The sequence below is a fragment of the Phocaeicola plebeius DSM 17135 genome (assembly GCF_000187895.1).
Lineage (GTDB): Bacteria > Bacteroidota > Bacteroidia > Bacteroidales > Bacteroidaceae > Phocaeicola > Phocaeicola plebeius.
Window position 1 is genome coordinate 132,904 of sequence record NZ_DS990130.1, and the last position, 19,394, is coordinate 152,297.

The window sequence follows — 19,394 nt, forward strand, 5'->3', positions numbered from 1 at the left end:
GTTTCTATGCAAATATATAAGTATAACGAACAATGAATAGGGGGTATTTCTATCTATATAGAGTGGTATTTTTAAATATGAGCTTAGACTTTACAGAACATCGTCCGGAATACTATGCTATGTAGCACTCTATATGAAAATATTATATATTCCCAAGTCACAAGCCTTTTCAAACAATTTTTATATATTCTCATCCTATCCCTTACATCAAAGATAAATCCCAATCCAGCTTTGCCAGCCGCATTTATTTCTTTTTTCAGGAGAATTTTCTTTATGGCTATCGCCATGAAAATTCACCTGAAAAAGAATGCGGCGGCAAACGGATTGGCATTAAAGAAAAGATTACAGGGATTAACTGCGACCGACGTGACGCATAGTCGTGAATCAAAGGCGGCTATCCTTATATTCTATATATAGCCTCACAAATACTGTGAAAACCCACTTTCCCAAATAACAAAACATAGTCTGTTTATCAAATCCCGAAATAAGACAGGGATTTCAGCTCCCTCCGATCTGCATAGTCCTGTGGCTTTGCTATGCTTTTATTCCAACTCTTCCTACTTCTTTTCATTCTTTTTCTACTGTTTCTACATTCTTTCCTATTCTTCGTATGACATTTGATGACACCTGATGACATCTAATGTCATCTATTTGTAAATCAATTGTTTACTCAATTTATCACTTTACATTTGGACTGTGAAACAAATCAAGTAGTCACTCAAAACAAAAGATTATGGCACAAGAAAACAGTCCTGACAAGGAAAAAAGGCAAGGCCGGACTAAGAAACCGGAAAAGCCTTATGTGGAACAAATTGACGAACTTCTGCTGGTACATAACAAGAATGACCCAAAGGAGGGTTTGAGAGTAATCAGTAAGATGGACGAGAAAGGCAATTATCAGACGGTTACACCGGAAGAGAAGAACGAGAACTCATTTTTGAAATTCGACAAGAATTCGAGTATTCTCGAAAACTTCATCAAGAACTTCTGGAGCCAGCTGAAGGAGCCTACGCATTTCAGGCTTATCCGCATGACCTTCAACGATTACAAGCAGAACAAACAGGCTCTCAAGGACCTGGCCGAAGGCAAGAAGACAGACGCGGTAAAGGAATTTCTGAAACGCTATGAAATCGTACCGAAGGCAAACAATCAGAAAAACAGTCAAACAAAAGAGGAGGAAACAACAATGGCAAAGAAACAGGAACAGACAACACAGGCTCAGCCTGAACAGGTATCACAGGTGGAAGCTGCCGCACAGGGGCGCGAACAGCAGGAACCACAAGGTCAGCAGACACCCACGTACCGCTACAACGAGAACATGATTAATTGGGAGGAACTGGGTAAGTTCGGCATATCCAAAGAAATGCTGGAGCAGTCCGGACAGCTTGACAGCATGTTGAAAGGATACAAGACCAACAGAACCATGCCGCTGACACTCAACATTCCTGGGGTACTGACCGCAAAACTTGATGCACGCCTTTCGTTCATATCCAACGGCGGGCAGGTCATGCTGGGCATCCACGGTATCAGAAAGGAACCTGAACTGGACCGTCCTTATTTCGGACATATCTTCACGGAAGAGGACAAGAAAAACCTGCGTGAAAGTGGAAACATGGGACGCGTGGCTGACCTTAACCTGCGTGGCAACACGACAGAGCCGTGTCTGATTTCCATTGACAAGAATACCAACGAACTGGTAGCCGTACGGCAGGAGCATGTCTATATCCCGAATGAAATCAAAGGGATAACCTTGACTCCGGACGAAATCCAGAAACTGAAAAACGGAGAACAGATATTCGTAGAGGGAATGAAGTCCAATCAAGGTAAAGAGTTTAATGCCAATCTGCAATATAGTGCGGAAAGAAGAGGCATCGAATTTATCTTCCCGAAAGACCAGGCCTTCAACCAGCAGACACTCGGCGGTGTGCCGCTTTCCCCCATGCAGCTCAAAGCGTTGAACGAAGGACACACCATCCTTGTAGAGGATATGAAACGAAAGAACGGCGAACTGTTTTCTTCCTTTGTTACCATGGACAAGGTTACAGGCGGGCTCCAATATACGCGCCACAATCCGGAAACGGGAGAAATCTACATACCAAAGGAAATCTGTTCGGTACAGCTCACACCGGAGGACAAGGAAGCGTTACGCAAAGGGCAGCCCATCTATCTTGAGAACATGATCAACCGTAAAGGTGAGGAATTCTCGTCATTCGTCAAGCTGGACCTGGCAAGCGGAAGACCACAGTATTCCAGAACTCCGGACGGTTTCAACGAACGACAGGCACCAGCCATCCCGGCTGAGGTTTACGGACACCTGCTTTCGGCACAGGAAAGAGCTAATCTTCAGGACGGAAAGGCTATCCTCGTAACGGGTATGAAAGGTCCCAACGGCAAACCGTTCGATTCCTATCTGAAAGTAAACGCAAACACCGGACAGCTGCAATATTTCCAGGAAAATCCGGATGTGCGCCGCAATACTTCACAGCGTGCTTCACAGACTGACAATACCCAGCAGCAGGAACAGAAGAAGGGAGCAAAACAGGCTGTCTGACCTGAACGGGATTCAAATCATTCAAATCATCAATTACTAAAAAAGGAAAGAACATGAACAAGACCAATCATCATATCTACAAGACTGAACAAATCGACTGGGAGAAACTGGAATCGGTAGGTATCAGCAGATCGCAAATTGAAAAGGACGGAAACATGGACCTGCTCCTTCAGGGAGAGGAAACCAATGTCATGTCCATTAAAATCAAGACTCCTGTATTTTCACTGACCATGGACGCCACACTCAGTCTGATTGAAGACGAGAATGGAAATCCGGTCATCAGCGTAAACGGTATCAACCCTTCAGGTGAATAAATAAGAAACCATAATGTATCATCTCTCTTTCCATACGGACTTACCGTATGGAAAGAGATAAAAACAGAATTTATCATGATTGCCATATTAACAGACAAACCAAGTGTAGGAAAAGAAATCGGAAGAATCATCGGTGCAACCAAAGTAAGAAACGGATATGTGGAAGGAAACGGCTACATGGTTACATGGACTTTCGGGAACATGCTGTCACTGGCCATGCCGAAGGACTACGGAACCCAGAAGCTGGAACGGAATGACTTTCCTTTCATCCCGTCCGAATTCGAACTGATGGTACGGCATACACGCACCGAGAACGGATGGATACCGGACATTGATGCCGTGCTCCAGCTTAAAGTAATCGAGAGAGTGTTTCAGGCATGCGATACCATCATTGCGGCTACCGATGCCAGCCGTGACGGGGAAATGACATTCCGCTATGTCTATCAATACCTGAACTGTACACTGCCTTGCTTCCGTCTGTGGATTTCCTCTCTTACCGACGAGTCTGTGCGTAAAGGCATGGAAAACCTGAAGCCGGACAGTTGCTACGACAGCCTGTTCCTTTCTGCCGACAGCCGCAACAAGGCGGACTGGATTCTCGGAATCAACGCCAGCTATGCCATGTGTAAGGCGACTGGCCTTGGCAACAATTCCCTCGGACGGGTGCAGACACCGGTACTGGCTGCCATCAGCAGACGCTACCGTGAAAGGGAGAACCATATTTCATCGGACAGCTGGCCCATCTACATCAGCCTGCAAAAGGACGGCATCCTCTTCAAGATGCGCCGCACACAGGATCTTCCCGACAAAGAATCCGCAACAATGTTTTTTCAGGACTGCAAGCTGGCACATCAGGCACAGATTACAGGTATCAGTCACAGCGTAAAGGAAATACTTCCACCGGATCTGCTTGACCTGACACAGCTTCAGAAGGAAGCGAACATCCGCTATGGTTTTACCGCATCAGAGGTGTATGACATCGCCCAGTCTCTTTATGAAAAGAAACTGATTTCCTATCCGCGGACTTCCAGCCGTTATCTGACGGAGGATGTGCTTGACTCGCTTTCACCAATCATGGCGCGTCTGCTATCATGGGAGCTGTTCCCTGCCGCTAAAGGAACTGGAGGTATTGACATATCCAGTTTGTCCCGCCACGTAATAAACGCAGAAAAAGCCAATGTACATCATGCCATCATCATTACAGGTATCCGTCCCGGAAATATGTCCGAAAAGGAAATGCAGGTTTACAGACTTGTAGCCGGAAGGATGCTTGAAACATTCATGGCTCCATGCCGCATAGAAACGACAAATGTTGAAGCGGTTTGTGCGGCACAGCATTTCAAGGCCGAACAAACAAGAATCATTGAAGCCGGCTGGCATGATGTGTTTATGCGTTCCGACATGGTTCCAAAATCAGGATATTCTGTCAATGAACTCCCCGAAGTGGAGAAAAGTGATACTCTGAATGTATGCGGATGCAACATGGTACACAAGAAACAGCTGCCGGTAAATCCGTTCACGGATGCAGAACTGGTGGAATACATGGAACAGAACGGACTGGGTACAGTATCCTCACGTACCAATATCATCCGTACACTGGTTAACCGTAAGTATATCCGTTATTCAGGGAAATATATCGTTCCGACCCCGAAAGGCATGTTCACCTACGAAACCATCCGTGGAAAGAAAATTGCGGATACTTCACTCACCGCAGACTGGGAAAAACAGCTGGCCGGACTTGAAAGCGGAATGATAACCGGACAGGACTTCCTGAACAGGATCAGGACTCTCGCCAAGGAAATGACTGATGACATTTTCAACACCTATTCCACAAAAGAAGAATAACATCTATACCTAATCAACCAAGAGAATGCAGGCCTGAAGGTCTGCATTTTTTTGTATCCGTACAGAAAAGAATATGTTTTTCCGCTTTTAAGCGGCAAAGGTCTTGGATTGCCTGCCTTTTGCCGCAAGGCTGCCCTCAAGGGCTTGGCTGGACAGGAAAAAATCATCCTCGCTGCGCTCCGGTATTTTTTCCTGCCAGGCCTTGCGCAAAAAGGCAATCCAAGAGGCCGGAGGCCTATAAAATCGGGAAAACACATCCCGATGGGATTATTCATTCATAAAATTAAGGATTATGAAACTACAGATTATCGAAAGTATCAGCAAGCATGCGGTAACCCTGGTACTGGTTATCGGAATACTTATGCTGACAGAAAAAGGTATCATGCCTACAGGTATTATTGCAATGCTCCTGCTCACCGGAGGAATCATAGGATTTCTTTTCAGAGTTCTTCTACTGATTGTCAGGATAGCATTTATCTTTTTCATTGTCGGACTCCTGTTTTTCTAACCAATAAAACCTACATATATGAAAACAAGTACATGTATATCTTCCGCTCCTGTCATGCCGGCTGTATGGCCACAGAGCGAACATATCCGACCGGTCAAAAGACGTCTGCCCAATACTGTTGATGAGCCTAAAAACATCGGCTACTATCTGGAATCTCTGCGTGATATTGCAAGCAGACCGGACAGGGAGGATGTCCTGAAAGAATTCTTCAAGGAAACTTATGTATAACCATAAAATTTTTCAATTATGTTTTTTCAATCAATTTATCAGATGATTACAGCGGGTACGGATCTGAACATCAATATCCGTAAAGTGGACAACAGCCTGAGCGTAGCAGTCATGCCAAGGCGGAACAGCCTGAAAGAGGATACGCGGCAGAACATGGTGCCGCTGGTAGTGAACGGAACACCGGCAGAACTGGATATGGGCTTCCTGCAGACCATACTCCAACCGATACAGAAGGTACAGGGGCTGCTTGTCAATGCGGAAAATTTCGAAAAACAGGCAGAAAAGGCTACATCACAGGCCAAATCATCCAAAACTCCAACAGTACCGGCTGAATCAAAGGAAGCCAGGGAAAAACGTGAAAAGATGGAAAAGCTCCTCAAGAAGGCTGATGATGCAACTGTCGAAAAAAGGTTCTCCGAAGCAATGACATGGCTGAAACAGGCACGGGTGCTGGCTCCTTCAGAAAAACAGAAGGAGATTGACGAAAAGATGCAGGAAGTACAGAAACAGGCCAGCGAAGGAAGTCTGTTCGGTATGACAGAGGAACCGGCACCGGTAATTCCCCAACCACAAGGCAACATGAACGGTCAGCCACAGCCCGGTATGCAAACAAGCATATTCCCGGAGCAACCAACCCATACTATGAATCCTGAACCTGTCATGCAGCCTGCTCCACAACAGATTCCACAGGAAATGCCTCAACCGGTATATGGAACGAACGGAGCATATATCCAACCTGCTCCAAACCGCCCCGTAATGCAAGGAACAAGTATGCCACAAGGAGCTACAATGCAGCCCTATCCGCAGCAGCCGGCTTACCAGCCTGAGACGGTTCCTTATCCACAACAACAGGTACGGCAGCCGACAAACGGCCATATACCGAACGGAACAGCACAGGTACAGAACGGAAACGGACGGGAATACCAGACTGCACCGGCTACACATGAGACATTCTGCTTCGATCCGGAAGACGAGAATGACAGGGAACTTCTAAGAGAGGACCCATATGCGGAATATCCGGATTTTCCGGCTGAGTACCGGATGAAGGACGAGGCACAGGTAGAAATGGTATACTGCTGATATACAAAATAAATGATTTGTAAAACCAATAAACTATAAACAATATGGCACTGGAAATTAAAGGAATGAAAAGAGTATTCAAGATGAAGAAAAACAGTCAGGAAATCGTACTGGACGATCCGAACGTAAACATGTCTCCGGCTGAAGTGATGGACTTCTATTCAATGAACTATCCAGAACTGACCACCGCGACCGTACATGGGCCTGAAATCGAGGACGACCGGGCGGTATATGAATTCAAGACAACCATCGGAGTGAAAGGGTAAGGACATGAAAAAAGGACAACTTAAAGACAAGAAACCATGTACACAACTTACGGAACGGGCTTTGGAAAATTTAGCCAGACTTATCATATCGGAACTCGAAAATACGGACATAAGCCGGGGTATCAGGAGCAGGAAGAAAAGAAGACTCCCTCCAGCAGAAAGCCTCATGGTTTTCTGAACACGAGAATACCTTCCATCGCTCCCGATCTGTATGTGGAGAATGACAGGGATGCAACGGTAAATGTCACCACCAAAGAGAATCTTGATTTCCTGTACCGTTCAGCCATGAAGTATGCGCAGCTCCTGGATGTGGAGCTGCCATACCATCCTACAGGCAGGACTTCCACAAGAGAGAAAATATGCCTGCTATATAATGCGCTGGATTCCATAGTATCTCATCATGTGAATCTGGAACTTGTCGGTGACAGGCTCCAGTTCTGTATCTACCATTTTCATGAATGGCCGGATTATACGCTTTTCTTTATGCCGATAGACTTTACGGAAAGGCTGCACGGTGAAATTAAAAAGGTCGCACTGGAGTTTATCAGGCGGTTCATCAAGCATCACTGGATGATGGATATAACCGATACCCCATATTTTGAGATGTCGGAATCTTATATTGACTGTGTGGACTTTGAGCAACTTGATAACGAAGAGAAAAAGGATTTGTACAGAAAGGAAAAACTCTTCAGGTCATATGAAAAAGGAAGAATCCACAGAAAACTGTGCCGGATGTACACCAAAGCATTTTGCAGGAATCTGGAAGAGCATATCCGAAACTGTAATCCTTCCAACGCCAATGAAAGAAGACTGCTGGAGCTGATTAATGAAGGAATGTCCCTGATCTCAAATGACAGTCCGCATATCATGAATTATGACTATGATTTTGCAAGCGAAAAGGAAAAGGATTTTGAACCACCACCGCTCAATTACCAGATACTACTCGTATATTCCATCACGGATACGGTTACAAAAGATGTTGAAAGCTGCTTCAGTGCCGACTGTCAGGAGACATATAACCAGACTCCCGTATCTTTTATCTTCATCACACCGGAAACAGAGGAACTGTTCAAGCCGGACAACTATCCGGAACGGTTTGAGAAATGGTTTGAGAAATTTGTAGAACATGTTACCAATAATTTATAAACATCATGAATGAACTGACAAAAAACATACAGAAAATGATGGTACCGAAGGCTGCTATCATCGCCTACAAGTATGAAGACAGAAGAAATTCTGACACCAGGTACTTCATAGAATTGCGTCCCATCGGAAAAAGCGGACAGATGGGGGCAGGTATCCCCGTCACATACGAATTCATGAATACCCTGCTGGAATCCTATACGGAGGAAATGAGCGGGATACCGGCAGGCAGAGCCCCTGAAAATATGCTGGCCTGCAATCCGAGAAAAGGACAGGAAGAATATATTTGGTACAATCCGCCCAGAAAAAGACAGATGTTCTTTCACAAGAATCTCAATATACAGGACGGCATGTTCAATCTGCCGGGAATTGTCTACCATGTAAGAAACGGAAGCATGGACGTGTTCGCCTTCAAGGGAAAACGTCCGGTGGAAACGACACCGCTGTTCCGTGCCCCGTTCTTCAACGTGACCGGATCAAGTGTCTGCCTTGGCAGCAGCTCTCTGGAAAAGCCACAGAACCCGACTTTCCTTTCCCTGCTGGAATACTGGGAAAAACGGTTCTGGCTGACCGAATTCTCCCATCTGGGAGGAAATGTGAATCCTACAGTTTCAAATCTTGTCATCGTCACCGAGAACATAAGAAACAATCCGTTCGACATGAACGAACTCAAGCCCATGAATAAAAAACTTAAAGACATACTTCCATGAAAAAGATACATTTTACAGACCGCTACCTGCTCAATCCGCGTCATCCGGTAACGGTATTCGTCATCGGAGCCGGAGGTACCGGCTCACAAGTGATAACTAATTTGGCACGTATGAGTATGGCACTTCAAGCATTGGGCCATCCCGGACTACATGTCACCGTATTCGATCCCGACACAGTAAGCCAGGCCAATATAGGACGTCAGCTTTTCAGTGAGACGGAACTGGGACTGAACAAGGCCGTATCACTTGTCACACGCATCAACCGTTTCTTCGGATACGCATGGACTGCCGAACCGAAATGTTTCCCAACGAAGAAATTTTCAGGATATGATACAGCCAACATATTTATTACCTGCACTGACAATATACGTTCACGTCTTGAGATTTGGAAATTTCTAAAGAAAACTCGTAAAGAGAACTTCAATGACTATTTGGTTCCTATATACTGGATGGATTTCGGGAACAGCCAGACAAAAGGACAGGTCATCATCGGGACGGTACGTGAGAAAGTTCTCCAACCTTCTTCACAGGAATATATTCCCATGCCTAAAATGAATGTCATTACCGAGGAAGTGGACTATGCGAAAATCAAGGAAAAAGAATCAGGACCAAGCTGTTCTTTGGCGGAAGCCCTGGAAAAACAGGATTTGTTCATTAACTCCACACTGGCACATATCGGATGTGACATATTATGGAGAATGTTCAAGGAAGGAAAGACACTGTATCGCGGTGCCTATGTCAATCTGGAGACATTGAAAGTAACCGCAATCCCGGTATAATGCATAAGTGACCGTATCATCTTTCCATCAGAATACGGTCACTTATTCTATTTGCTACTTATTATTTACTATGTTCTTACCTCGCTGGAGAAGGAAACTCTGTATCTCCGAGGCGAGATAGAATGATTTCCCGTTCTTTTCAACCGAGTAATATTTAATCTTGCCCTCTTGCCTGTAACGTGCCAATGTTCTTTGTGACACACCAAGGAGTTCTGCCAGATCCACATTATCAAGCAGTCTGTCTCCGTTCATACATTCTTTCAGACGGTTCATCTGATCCAGTTTCTTTTCAATGCGGGCAAATCCCTCTATCATAGTTCCTATCAGTCTTTCGAGTATCTCATTATCTATATATGACATAATTCCAATATTATAAGTGAATAAATCGATACTCTCTTCGTGCGCACTCTAAGAGTATATACTTATAGTAATGAAAATAGTATGCCTAAATCTGAGACAAAGACCGATATGCTTATAAATCCATGATAATCAAGTATATAAAATTTTACTATTTTATGTTGATGTAAACCAAAAGTGTAAACTATGTAATACGAAATTGAAAACAGGTTAACACAAATACAAGTCTTGATATTTGATGCTACCTGAAGACATCTGATGACAACATTTTGTACTTTATACATATTCAAAATACATTTGTACAAACTCAAAAATCTTTTGGATATGGAAATCATTGGAATTGAAACGGCCACATATGAAAAGACATTAAAGGAAATCGAAAATTTCCTTGATACTATTGATAAATTGATAACTGCTTCTTCACATAAAACGATAGGAGAATGGTTGGATAATCAAGAAGTTTGCCTGATTCTTAAAATCGCTCCCCGAACGTTACAGAATCTTAGAGATACAGACCAAATCTCTTATTCTCAAATTGGGAAAAAGATTTATTATAAAAAAGAAGATATTCAGAAATTTATAGAAAAGCATAACAGTCATGAGCAAAGTAATCACACAAGATAATGAACAAATTCTTCAGATATACAATAGACTCAAAGAAACGCTTATGAGACTTGAAAGTATTCTGAAAGATAATACCCCAACACTCAATGGGCATAGATATATGAATGATTCGGAACTGGCTAATTACCTTAAAGTATCAAGACGCACTTTACAAGAATATAGGAATAATGGAATTTTACCCTATTATCAGATTGGAGGTAAAATACTTTATCGTGAATCTGATATAGAAGAACTTCTTGAAAAAAACAGGCAAGAGGCATTCCAGTAAACATTTCTTGTGGTATTCGTTGATTTTCAAAAGAAAAATCAGTATCTTTGCATTACTGACAAAGAGTTGTATCTCAGTGCAGAACAAAGAAGTTCAATCGAGGTGAAATAGGTGGACTAAATGGTAAGCTACAAGATAAGTAATTGATTATTAGCGATAAAAAATATAAGGTTCCGCCCCCAGGCGGATCACTCAGAAAAAAGCGATTATCTTGAAAAAGATAGTCGCTTTTTTCATGTTTGTATGATGATATAAATGTGCTTTTTCAAGGATGGCTTTGTGGCTTGTTTGAAACACAAGTACGTTTCACTTCAAACGCAAAGGTGTTTAATCTAAAATGTACTTGTATTTAGACTAAAATGTACTTATGTTTGAGAGAAAACGTATTTGCGTTTTTGAGTGCTAATCTCTATCTCGTTTAGAGAAAATGGTAATGTGTTGATAACATGTAGTTTATTGAATTTTCTTCCGATAAGAAGTGGGAGTCATCCCCGTATGCTTTTTAAAGCATCGGTTAAAGTGTGCAACTGATTCAAAGCCGCATTCCAGACTGATTTCTGAAATATTCCATTTCCCGTTTAATAATAGTTTGCAGGCATAGCCAATTCGCATGTCCGTGATATGTTGTCTGAATGTTTTTCCGGTGTTTTCCTTGAAAAAACGGCAGAAGGCAGTCGTGTTCATGGCAGCGTATGAGGCTACATCCTCCAGGCAGATTGGCTGGGTGTAATGCTTGTTGAGGAATGCCATGACCTTTTCAATCTTTCGTCCGTTAAACCGCGCTGGAACCGGATCGTAGGCAGGAGAGGAGATGACTTTTTTGGGAGTGAGATGCGTCAGTGCATCCAGCAGTTGCAGGAACTCCACTATTTGTCCCACCCCTTCTTTTTGCGGGATGCGCTTTATTATCTGCGGAATATCATTCGTGCAATTGGATAATGAAAACAGCAGCCCCCTTTGTGCCTCTTCCAGCAGGCGATTGATACCTTGAAACTGGCTGTAGTGCGAGAAAGCATATTGCATGAAATCCTTTTCAAACTGGATGATAACCCCGTTCACTCTTAATTCTTCCTTCAAGTCATATTCCGGTGCGTTTTCCAGGTAATGAGGAAGGTTGGAACCTAAAAGAAACAGTTGCTGGTCGGAGAAATCGGTCATGCCGTCGCCTGCCATTCCCAGGCCATATCCCTTTTCGATGTAAATCACTTCAAACTCACTATGGAAATGCCAGGGATAAGTGAAGTTCTTGTAATCGTAGAACCGGGCCTTCAGCGGGTGGGCATCCGTAATATCCAGTTGTTCATTGAGTATCTTTCTCATGTTAGGAAAAGGAAAAAGTAAGATACTGCAAAGTTACGCAAATAACCTGCAAAAATTGGCAAATGTTCATGTTTATTTCTCCTCTAACTTTGGGGCAGATAAAAATGGACATAATATGAACAGTTTGTTTGATGTATCCGGAAAAGTGGCTGTAGTTACAGGCGGTTCCGGGGTATTGGGAAGTAACATATCTGAAGGCCTGTTGAAGGGCGGAGCCAAAGTTGTAGTGATTGGAGCACATTCTGACCGGGTGGAAAAAACGTTGGAAAGACTGCAAGCGACCGGGGGAGAAGTTTGCGGTTTTACCTGCAATGTGCTCGACATGGACAGCTTGCGGGAAGTGAAAGAAAAAGTGCTGGCTCAGTGGGGAAGAGTAGACATCCTGGTCAATGCAGCGGGAGGAAATATCCCGGGAGGTACGCTGACCGAAACGCAGCACGTGTTCGATATGAAGGTGGAAGACTTGAACAAGGTGGTAGACCTGAACCTGAACGGTACGGTATATCCTTGCCTGGTGTTCGGGGAAGTTATGGCCGCACAGAAAAGCGGTAGCATTATCAATGTGTCTTCTATGGCGTCTTATGAAGCCATTACCCGTGTGCCGGGCTACTCCATGGCCAAGAGTGCTGTAGAGAATTTCACTCGCTGGATGGCTCAGGAAATGGCCTTGAAGTTCAGTGAGAAGATTCGCGTGAATGCCATTGCGCCCGGTTTCTTTATCGGCAACCAGAATCGTGCTGTGCTGATAAATCCTGACGGTTCGCTGACGGAACGTAGCCGGAAAGTCATAGCCAAGACTCCGATGAGGCGTTTTGGTGACATCTCAGAACTGAATGGAGCCGTACAGTTCCTGTGCAGTGAGGCGGCCAGCTTCATTACGGGAGTTACTTTGCCCATCGACGGAGGATTCAGTTCATTCAGTGGAGTATAATTTAAGGGAACGGTAACGATGGAAAAGACTTGGAGATGGTTTGGTAAGAAAGACCGCATCACGCTTTCCATGCTTCGGCAGATTGGGGTGGAAGGCATTGTGACGGCGCTTCACGAGGTGCCCAACGGGGAGGTTTGGACCACAGAGGCAATTAATGACCTGAAAAACTATATTGAATCGTACGGCATGAGATGGTCGGTTGTAGAAAGCCTTCCGGTGTGCGAGGCTATCAAGTACGGCGGCCCTGAGCGTGATGCCTTGATAGAGAATTACAGAATCAGTCTGGCTAATTTGGGGAAATGTGGAGTGAAGACGGTGTGCTACAACTTCATGCCGGTCATCGACTGGATACGTACAGATTTGCATTATGCCTTGCCCGACGGAAGTTCTTCGCTTTATTTTAACCGGATACGTTTTGCCTATTTCGACTTGAAGATTTTGCAGCGTGAAGGAGCGGAACGTGATTATTCACCGGAAGAATTGCAGAAGGTGGAAGAACTGGACCGCCGTATTACTCCTGAGGAAAAAGCCGAGCTGATAGATACGATTATTGTAAAAACGCAAGGGTTTATCGACGGTAACATTCAGGAGGGAGAACAATACCCCGTCCGTAAGTTCCGCGAACTGCTTGCTTTATATAAAGGAATAGACCGCCAGAAGTTGAGGGAAAATCTGTGTGAATTCCTGAATGCGGTGATGCCGGTGTGCGATGAATATGGAGTTAATCTGTGTATTCATCCGGATGATCCTCCTTTTCAGGTGCTCGGTCTTCCGCGTATTGTCACCAGCGAAGAAGACATCGACTGGCTGTTGAATGCCGTGGACAATCCGCATAACGGACTGACTTTCTGCGCCGGTTCCTTGAGCTCAGGAAGCCAGAATGATACCCGTGAACTGGCCCGTCGTTTTGCCCGGAGAACCCACTTTGTCCATCTTCGCAGTACGGAAATATTGCCCGAAGGAGATTTCAGAGAGACATCACATCTGGAAGGAAGAGGTCATCTGCTGGAGCTAATCCGTATTTTTGAGAAAGAAAATCCCGGACTGTCCATGCGAGTAGATCATGGACGTACGATGCTGGGCGATGAAAAAGAAGGATACAATCCCGGTTACTCTTTCTGCGGACGTATGTTTGCCCTGGCACAAGTGGAAGGCATGATGGCGGCAGTTCGTAATGAAATGGAAAGCGGACTCCTATAATTCAGGGCTGTTTTTGCGTGCGGTATTCTTTGGGAGAGATACCGGTATTTTTCTTGAAAAAACGACTCAGGTAAGAAGAGTCCGGAAACTGGCAGAGGGAGGCTATTTCTGCAATGGATAAAGCCGGATTGTTGAGCAGGACTTTCAGTTCGGCAGTCAGCTGTTCGTCGATAAGCGCTTTCGGAGTCTTTCCGTTGGAGTAGGTTTCCGTAATTTCGTGCAGGTAACGCGGAGAGATGCAGAGCTTTCCGGCATAGAACGATACCTGATGCATTTGTGCGGCATATTCGTGAATCAGATGCATGAACTTGTGAAACAAGAGTTGCTTCCGGGTGTACGATTCGGCCACTGATACGTACGTGTCGGGGATGGAACTGAAAATCCACATCAGCATACCTTGCAGGAAATTCAGTTCCAGCCGTTCGCTGAATGCAGAAGGAGGCTGGGCAAAAAGCAACTGTCCCATGTTCATCCATAGACTGATGTTTTTCCAGCTTTCTTCTTCGTGGTTGTATTGTGGAAACTCTCTCATGTAGTTGAAATACGTGGTGTCGAGTGAAATGGCTGCCTGTAGAAAGAGCTTCTTGGGATAAAGCAGAAAGCGGACGTGAAAATCATCGGATGCATCTATAAGTTGCATGATACTTCCTTCCCAGAAAATAAGTTCTGACATTTTGTGTAGGTGAAATTGCTGTGCACCGGTGGAGAGAATACCTTCTCCGCTGGTGCATTGTAGTTGAATGCCACAGTCGAAATGGAGCAGGGAAGCTTTCAGAAAGGCCAGATTGCCTTCATCATAATGGATGGCGGTGAGAGATGATAATAAGGAAATATCCATGTGAAGATGGTTTTATGAAACAAAAATACGGTTTTTCTTCGAGAAAAAGATGAGATAGTTCCGATTTTGAAAAATTTTGTGCGGTAAAAGGAAGATGAAAACTTCGTCATAATGTCTAATTTTGCAGCGTTTTAAAAAAGGACATTATGACAAGAAGCAATTCTCAATTATTTATTCTCGTATTCTTAGGTATATTAACCGCATTTGGTCCGTTTGTGACTGATATGTATCTGCCTACTCTGCCTGCCATGACTGACTATTTCCATACCACTTCCTCACAGGTGCAGTTAGGATTGACGGCCAGCATGATAGGTTTGGCCGTGGGGCAATTGTTCTTTGGTCCGCTGAGTGACAAGTATGGTCGCCGGCTTCCTTTGATTGTGGCCATGTGTCTGTTTCTTTTGGCAACGTTGGGATGTCTCTATTCTCGGACCATCATGCAGTTTGTGGGCTGGAGAGTGGTGCAGGGAATAGCCGGTGCCGGGGGAATTGTGATTTCACGCTCCATCGCAGCCGATAAGTATTCCGGCAGGGAACTGGCAAAGATGCTGGCTATTATTGGGGCTATCAATGGAGTGGCTCCGGTGGCAGCTCCGGTGGCTGGAGGAGGAATGGCCGAAAGCGTAGGCTGGCACGGTATTTTCTGGGTATTGTTCGGATTAGGTATATTGTTGTTGCTTGGAAGTCTGCATTTTGCGGAGTCCCTGCCGGCTGTACGTCGCCAGAATGCACGTTGGTCAGATGTGTATAAGAGTTTTCTTACCGTCATTCACAACCGTCGGTATGTATGTTATATCCTTCAGTTTGGTTTTGCTCAGGGAGTGTTGTTCGCCAATATTGCTTCCTCTCCTTTTATTATGCAGGAGCATTATGGCTTTTCGCCTTTGATGTTCAGCATCTGCTTTGGAGCCAATGCTATAGCCATTGTCATTTCTGCGACCTCGGCTGTCAGATTTGCCCATCCGGAACAAGCTTTATATAGGGGAAGTGTCGGAATGGTAATCGCTTCTTTCCTTCTGTGTGTAGCATTGTGTGCCGGTTGCAGTTTTTGGATTTATGAAGTGCTGCTTTTGGCGTTGCTTTCTATGTTAGGACTCACTTTTACCGCATCCAATACCTTGGCGATGGATAGTGAACGGGCAAATGCGGGTATGGCATCGGCTTTGCTGGGAGCATTGGGCTTTGCTTTTGGCGGTGTAGTTTCTCCGCTTGTAGGACTGGGAAATATTATGGTCTCTACTGGAATGCTGTTTTTTATTGGTTCTGTATGTGCGTTTGTTTGCACTCGCATAGCGCTTCGGCGTGCTTTTTCATTGGCACAATATTACCGTAAATGAGTTTGTGGTAATTTTCTGTTTCTCAATTATTTCTAAGTAAATGGATACGTGTAATTCTATATCTTTGTATAAACTAAACTTATCTTATGAAGCGCGTATCCGTATAATTCTCTGGGCTATGGTGCTTTTATTACAGAATTTGAAAATGCTGCAGGAACAGATGGCGGACAGTTTTCCTGCAACTGAACCAGTTGTTTTCTACACGCCCAGGTCTTGATCTAAGAATCAAGTGTATGGAAGAGCGTGCTGCCAGTGAGAGTGTTTTCTCTGTTGAATCTATTGTTGATTAGTCACGTGTATAAATTCTATTTCATGAATTTATACTAATTTTGCACCTGTAAATAACATAAAATGAGAATAAATCTATGAAAACTAGACAATGGAATTGGGGAAGTAAACAATTATTGAGAGGTGTTTTTATTTTGTTTTTGGTGGCTGGTACACTTGCATGTAGCGAAGATGATGTAACATCTACGGCTCCAGAGACACCGGAGAATCCGAATGGAGATGGAGATACAGATCCTTCCGTTCCTGAAAGTGAAAATCAAAAAGTGGTAGTTTATGCCGATCAGTCAACAGGTGAGGTATTGTTTGCAGCACCTGCCCAGTGGACGGCTTCTGTCCGAACAGCGACACGTTCCGGTGAATCGACAGATTGGATAGACTTTGAACCCAAGAGTGGCGAGGCTGGAGAAAATGTGATATTGGACTTGAAGTTACAGTTAAATACGACGGGGAAAGATCGAAGTGCTACTATCATGGTGATTGCTGACAATGATACCACCTTGTTAGAAGTGAATCAGACAACAGGAAAAGAAGCAGAACAGACTATACAGAAGTCCGAAACGGGAAAATATCTTTTGAAGAAGGTTTTGATGGAAGGCTCTAAGGAATTTTCTCTTTATGATATTTCTTATATATACGACAAGCAGAATCGTCCGCTTCGTATCGCTTATAAATACAATGAATGGCCTGAAGAAACGGTAGTATTTACCCATGGTGAGAACGGACAGATTTCGGAAGCCTTTCATTTTTATGATACTCCAGAGGATAACTTTGCAATGCTTTATAAGGTAGATATCTCTACAGGTCGTGTTATTGAACTGATGGAAGCTGGTGGTGAGCCGGATGAATACTTCATTAAGTATGACGAAGGAGGCAGGGTTGTGGAAAGTGAGTATGCTACAGCTCTATGGGAAGATGGAAACATGGTAAAGGTAGGGCCGATTGCCGAACCTCGTTTCACCTCAATGACTTATGGTAATTATCTGAATAATGAAAAGCTGAATGTTGACATTAATGCAATGTTGGGAATGATAGGTTCTGATGAGTATCTTAGTACAGGTTTATTAGGTGGAGGTGATTTGAAGCTTTTTGATGGATACATAGGCAAGCGTAGTATAAATTATATGGTGACACGTAAAGTATATCGAGATGAAAGTTATGTGGAAACGTCTTCTACTTATACCTATCATTTTGACGAAACGACTGGATTGCCTAAAACGATTGTAGAAACAATCGATTCAAAATATAATGACAAAGTGATTACTCAAACCTATACGCTGATTTATGAACCGGTGAAATAATCGTTTGTGTAATATTTTAGTGTACTCCTATGCTCCGTTAAGTGATAATAGGGGTACATTTTTTGTTTAAATTCTGTTTTCTTTGAATTTGTAAGGACAAAAAATGTACATTGGGAAGTCCTTTTAAATATGATATATCTTTCTGTGTATTAGGTAGATGAATTGATTTTTGCGACCACTTTTGAAAAAATGGGAAAATGGTCACAAATTGGTCACAAAATATCCTCTTTTCAGCCCATTTTCAAGGATAATCAGCCACTTCTTAACCTTAAAAAACAAGCTCAAATAAAGCGATATTCAGCTTCAATATCAGTATGTACCTATAACTATTTACAAGAAGAAAAGCAAGCAAAAAGTAATAGGGAATTATCTTCTATCCATGAAGTACGGACAAAATAAAAATCCCCATAACTCATAGAGCTACAGGGATTTATTATCTTGATTAAGTATAGATTACTTATTCAAAGCAGTAGCAACGTCAACTGCACAAGCTACTGTACAACCTACCATCGGGTTGTTACCGATACCCAGGAATCCCATCATTTCTACGTGAGCAGGAACTGATGATGATCCAGCAAATTGAGCATCTGAGTGCATACGACCCATAGTATCTGTCATACCGTAAGAAGCAGCGACCGAGCATCCCTGTAACCAGCTTAATTAACTATAAATCAAATCTATAGTGGCAATAGATAAACTCCGTGTAAATAAATAAAAGAACTAATTATAAAAATGGGCTGCATTATGGTCAAATTCCCAATGCAATTTCGTTTGTAAGAGAAATCCATATTTGGATTAAGACCGTGTTCTGATTTGAGTGTCGATAAAGTATAAATCACCGTCAATGCCATAAAGTACATTGTTAGGAACTACATCAAACACTTCATATTCTGAATTATGATATTCGTCGTAATAGTCCATTTCAAAGCCTAATGCTTTCATATAGGTAGCTATTTCATCTTCTGTAGCTTCTCGTTCAGCCAAAATGTAAGGTTGTATAAGAACTGCACAGAATTCTTGTTGGCTATTATAGGCGAAACCTATCATCTGATAAGGTACGTTACCAAATAACTTGTTGTGTGCATTTATGCGGATGAAGAAATTCTCCAAATCATCACCTGCGTATTCAAAATTATTCAGTTTAATAACGATATTATCTTTATTTCCTGTATAGACTTCGTTTTCTCCACCTTTACTAAGAAATTCAACATTTAGTTCAGAAAGAGAAATCCATAAATTGTTGGAATTGGCGAAGTCAATCAGCTCTTTTGTTTGCCCTCTCTTATAGCTCTCTGTTGGTTCAAGCGTTCCTGCTGTTTCCTTTTCTCTTCTAGCGATATAGGCTGCTTGCTCCAAGATGCTATTGATTGGCGAGTGCGTTCTATCCATTCTTTGTGAAATTCATTTATATATTCCATAAATCTTATGTTTATGAGTTCAAAACAAAGATAGTTATTCCTTTTTTAACTTCCATGATTGGTACGACATTTTATTTCTTGGGGCTTATAA

General features: G+C 43.3%; 20 protein-coding genes and 1 pseudogene. 16 read left to right on the top strand and 5 right to left on the bottom strand.

Annotation, left to right across the window (positions count from 1 at the left end):
• Positions 1-733: 733 nt before the first annotated feature.
• From BACPLE_RS08745 to BACPLE_RS08790, 10 genes are all read left to right on the top strand, one after another.
• A complete protein-coding gene (locus BACPLE_RS08745; RefSeq protein ID WP_007560992.1) occupies positions 734-2,551 on the top strand; it encodes a DUF3945 domain-containing protein in 1,818 nt (605 codons plus the stop codon).
• A 53-nt stretch (positions 2,552-2,604) separates the two neighbouring features.
• Positions 2,605-2,865, top strand: a complete 261-nt coding sequence (locus BACPLE_RS08750; protein WP_007560994.1) for a DUF4099 domain-containing protein — start codon at positions 2,605-2,607, stop codon at positions 2,863-2,865.
• 75 nt (positions 2,866-2,940) lie between these two features.
• Entirely contained in the window at positions 2,941-4,710 is a 1,770-nt protein-coding gene (locus tag BACPLE_RS08755; protein WP_007560996.1) for a DNA topoisomerase, read from the top strand.
• A 292-nt stretch (positions 4,711-5,002) separates the two neighbouring features.
• Positions 5,003-5,218: a hypothetical protein gene (locus BACPLE_RS08760; RefSeq protein ID WP_007561000.1), complete on the top strand. Its 216-nt coding sequence runs from the start codon at positions 5,003-5,005 to the stop codon at positions 5,216-5,218.
• 18 nt (positions 5,219-5,236) lie between these two features.
• Positions 5,237-5,446, top strand: coding sequence for a hypothetical protein (locus BACPLE_RS08765; RefSeq protein ID WP_039950479.1), 210 nt, complete (start codon positions 5,237-5,239; stop codon positions 5,444-5,446).
• A gap of 18 nt (positions 5,447-5,464) precedes the next feature.
• Positions 5,465-6,526, top strand: coding sequence for a PRTRC system protein E (locus tag BACPLE_RS08770; RefSeq protein ID WP_007561002.1), 1,062 nt, complete (start codon positions 5,465-5,467; stop codon positions 6,524-6,526).
• Between the two features lie 44 nt (positions 6,527-6,570).
• Positions 6,571-6,792: a PRTRC system protein C gene (locus BACPLE_RS08775; RefSeq protein ID WP_004326366.1), complete on the top strand. Its 222-nt coding sequence runs from the start codon at positions 6,571-6,573 to the stop codon at positions 6,790-6,792.
• Positions 6,793-6,828: 36 nt separating this feature from the next.
• Positions 6,829-7,938, top strand: a complete 1,110-nt coding sequence (locus tag BACPLE_RS08780; RefSeq protein WP_007561003.1) for a hypothetical protein — start codon at positions 6,829-6,831, stop codon at positions 7,936-7,938.
• Positions 7,939-7,943: 5 nt separating this feature from the next.
• The gene (locus tag BACPLE_RS08785; RefSeq protein WP_007561004.1) at positions 7,944-8,645 is read left to right on the top strand and encodes a prokaryotic E2 ligase family D protein; all 702 of its coding nucleotides are present in this window, start codon (positions 7,944-7,946) and stop codon (positions 8,643-8,645) included.
• On the top strand, positions 8,642-9,424 hold the full coding sequence (locus BACPLE_RS08790; RefSeq protein WP_007561005.1) for a PRTRC system ThiF family protein: 783 nt from the start codon (positions 8,642-8,644) through the stop codon (positions 9,422-9,424). The genes BACPLE_RS08785 and BACPLE_RS08790 overlap by 4 nt, the downstream gene beginning before the upstream one ends.
• A 54-nt stretch (positions 9,425-9,478) precedes the next feature.
• Here BACPLE_RS08790 and BACPLE_RS08795 read toward each other — a convergent pair whose 3' ends face one another.
• Positions 9,479-9,784 carry a helix-turn-helix transcriptional regulator gene (locus BACPLE_RS08795; protein WP_007561006.1) on the bottom strand — a complete coding sequence of 102 codons (306 nt, stop codon included), beginning with the start codon at positions 9,782-9,784 and terminating at the stop codon, positions 9,479-9,481.
• A 321-nt stretch (positions 9,785-10,105) separates the two neighbouring features.
• On the opposite strand from BACPLE_RS08795, the gene BACPLE_RS08800 reads away from it, so the two are divergent.
• On the top strand, positions 10,106-10,405 hold the full coding sequence (locus BACPLE_RS08800) for a helix-turn-helix domain-containing protein (RefSeq protein WP_040312769.1): 300 nt from the start codon (positions 10,106-10,108) through the stop codon (positions 10,403-10,405).
• The gene (locus BACPLE_RS08805; RefSeq protein ID WP_007561008.1) at positions 10,380-10,673 is read left to right on the top strand and encodes a helix-turn-helix domain-containing protein; all 294 of its coding nucleotides are present in this window, start codon (positions 10,380-10,382) and stop codon (positions 10,671-10,673) included. The genes BACPLE_RS08800 and BACPLE_RS08805 overlap by 26 nt, the downstream gene beginning before the upstream one ends.
• Positions 10,674-11,126: 453 nt before the next feature.
• Here BACPLE_RS08805 and BACPLE_RS08810 read toward each other — a convergent pair whose 3' ends face one another.
• On the bottom strand, positions 11,127-11,993 hold the full coding sequence (locus BACPLE_RS08810) for an AraC family transcriptional regulator (protein WP_007561009.1): 867 nt from the start codon (positions 11,991-11,993) through the stop codon (positions 11,127-11,129).
• A gap of 115 nt (positions 11,994-12,108) precedes the next feature.
• Here BACPLE_RS08810 and BACPLE_RS08815 point away from each other — a divergent pair, with 115 nt between their 5' ends.
• The gene (locus tag BACPLE_RS08815; RefSeq protein ID WP_040312912.1) at positions 12,109-12,924 is read left to right on the top strand and encodes an SDR family oxidoreductase; all 816 of its coding nucleotides are present in this window, start codon (positions 12,109-12,111) and stop codon (positions 12,922-12,924) included.
• Between the two features lie 18 nt (positions 12,925-12,942).
• Positions 12,943-14,124, top strand: coding sequence for a mannonate dehydratase (uxuA, locus tag BACPLE_RS08820; protein WP_007561011.1), 1,182 nt, complete (start codon positions 12,943-12,945; stop codon positions 14,122-14,124).
• A 1-nt stretch (position 14,125) separates the two neighbouring features.
• On the opposite strand, the gene BACPLE_RS08825 is transcribed toward uxuA, so the two are convergent.
• Positions 14,126-14,962: a helix-turn-helix transcriptional regulator gene (locus BACPLE_RS08825; RefSeq protein WP_007561012.1), complete on the bottom strand. Its 837-nt coding sequence runs from the start codon at positions 14,960-14,962 to the stop codon at positions 14,126-14,128.
• 143 nt (positions 14,963-15,105) lie between these two features.
• On the opposite strand from BACPLE_RS08825, the gene BACPLE_RS08830 reads away from it, so the two are divergent.
• A complete protein-coding gene (locus tag BACPLE_RS08830) occupies positions 15,106-16,299 on the top strand; it encodes a multidrug effflux MFS transporter (protein ID WP_167535720.1) in 1,194 nt (397 codons plus the stop codon).
• Between the two features lie 365 nt (positions 16,300-16,664).
• Entirely contained in the window at positions 16,665-17,885 is a 1,221-nt protein-coding gene (locus BACPLE_RS08835) for a BACON domain-containing protein (RefSeq protein ID WP_007561014.1), read from the top strand.
• A 453-nt stretch (positions 17,886-18,338) separates the two neighbouring features.
• Here BACPLE_RS08835 and BACPLE_RS18850 read toward each other — a convergent pair.
• Positions 18,339-18,515 (bottom strand): annotated as a pseudogene (locus BACPLE_RS18850) (GGGtGRT protein); the annotation flags it as partial.
• A 165-nt stretch (positions 18,516-18,680) separates the two neighbouring features.
• On the bottom strand, positions 18,681-19,274 hold the full coding sequence (locus tag BACPLE_RS08845) for a putative polyvalent protein kinase domain-containing protein (RefSeq protein ID WP_007561016.1): 594 nt from the start codon (positions 19,272-19,274) through the stop codon (positions 18,681-18,683).
• Positions 19,275-19,394: the final 120 nt, after the last annotated feature.

Coding starts and splice junctions, on each gene's coding strand:
- BACPLE_RS08745 (WP_007560992.1), top strand. CDS start 734: ATGGCACAAGAAAACAGTCCTGACAAGGAAAAAAGGCAAGGCCGGACT.
- BACPLE_RS08750 (WP_007560994.1), top strand. CDS start 2,605: ATGAACAAGACCAATCATCATATCTACAAGACTGAACAAATCGACTGG.
- BACPLE_RS08755 (WP_007560996.1), top strand. CDS start 2,941: ATGATTGCCATATTAACAGACAAACCAAGTGTAGGAAAAGAAATCGGA.
- BACPLE_RS08760 (WP_007561000.1), top strand. CDS start 5,003: ATGAAACTACAGATTATCGAAAGTATCAGCAAGCATGCGGTAACCCTG.
- BACPLE_RS08765 (WP_039950479.1), top strand. CDS start 5,237: ATGAAAACAAGTACATGTATATCTTCCGCTCCTGTCATGCCGGCTGTA.
- BACPLE_RS08770 (WP_007561002.1), top strand. CDS start 5,465: ATGTTTTTTCAATCAATTTATCAGATGATTACAGCGGGTACGGATCTG.
- BACPLE_RS08775 (WP_004326366.1), top strand. CDS start 6,571: ATGGCACTGGAAATTAAAGGAATGAAAAGAGTATTCAAGATGAAGAAA.
- BACPLE_RS08780 (WP_007561003.1), top strand. CDS start 6,829: ATGTACACAACTTACGGAACGGGCTTTGGAAAATTTAGCCAGACTTAT.
- BACPLE_RS08785 (WP_007561004.1), top strand. CDS start 7,944: ATGAATGAACTGACAAAAAACATACAGAAAATGATGGTACCGAAGGCT.
- BACPLE_RS08790 (WP_007561005.1), top strand. CDS start 8,642: ATGAAAAAGATACATTTTACAGACCGCTACCTGCTCAATCCGCGTCAT.
- BACPLE_RS08795 (WP_007561006.1), bottom strand. CDS start 9,784: ATGTCATATATAGATAATGAGATACTCGAAAGACTGATAGGAACTATG.
- BACPLE_RS08800 (WP_040312769.1), top strand. CDS start 10,106: ATGGAAATCATTGGAATTGAAACGGCCACATATGAAAAGACATTAAAG.
- BACPLE_RS08805 (WP_007561008.1), top strand. CDS start 10,380: ATGAGCAAAGTAATCACACAAGATAATGAACAAATTCTTCAGATATAC.
- BACPLE_RS08810 (WP_007561009.1), bottom strand. CDS start 11,993: ATGAGAAAGATACTCAATGAACAACTGGATATTACGGATGCCCACCCG.
- BACPLE_RS08815 (WP_040312912.1), top strand. CDS start 12,109: ATGAACAGTTTGTTTGATGTATCCGGAAAAGTGGCTGTAGTTACAGGC.
- uxuA (WP_007561011.1), top strand. CDS start 12,943: ATGGAAAAGACTTGGAGATGGTTTGGTAAGAAAGACCGCATCACGCTT.
- BACPLE_RS08825 (WP_007561012.1), bottom strand. CDS start 14,962: ATGGATATTTCCTTATTATCATCTCTCACCGCCATCCATTATGATGAA.
- BACPLE_RS08835 (WP_007561014.1), top strand. CDS start 16,665: ATGAAAACTAGACAATGGAATTGGGGAAGTAAACAATTATTGAGAGGT.
- BACPLE_RS08845 (WP_007561016.1), bottom strand. CDS start 19,274: ATGGATAGAACGCACTCGCCAATCAATAGCATCTTGGAGCAAGCAGCC.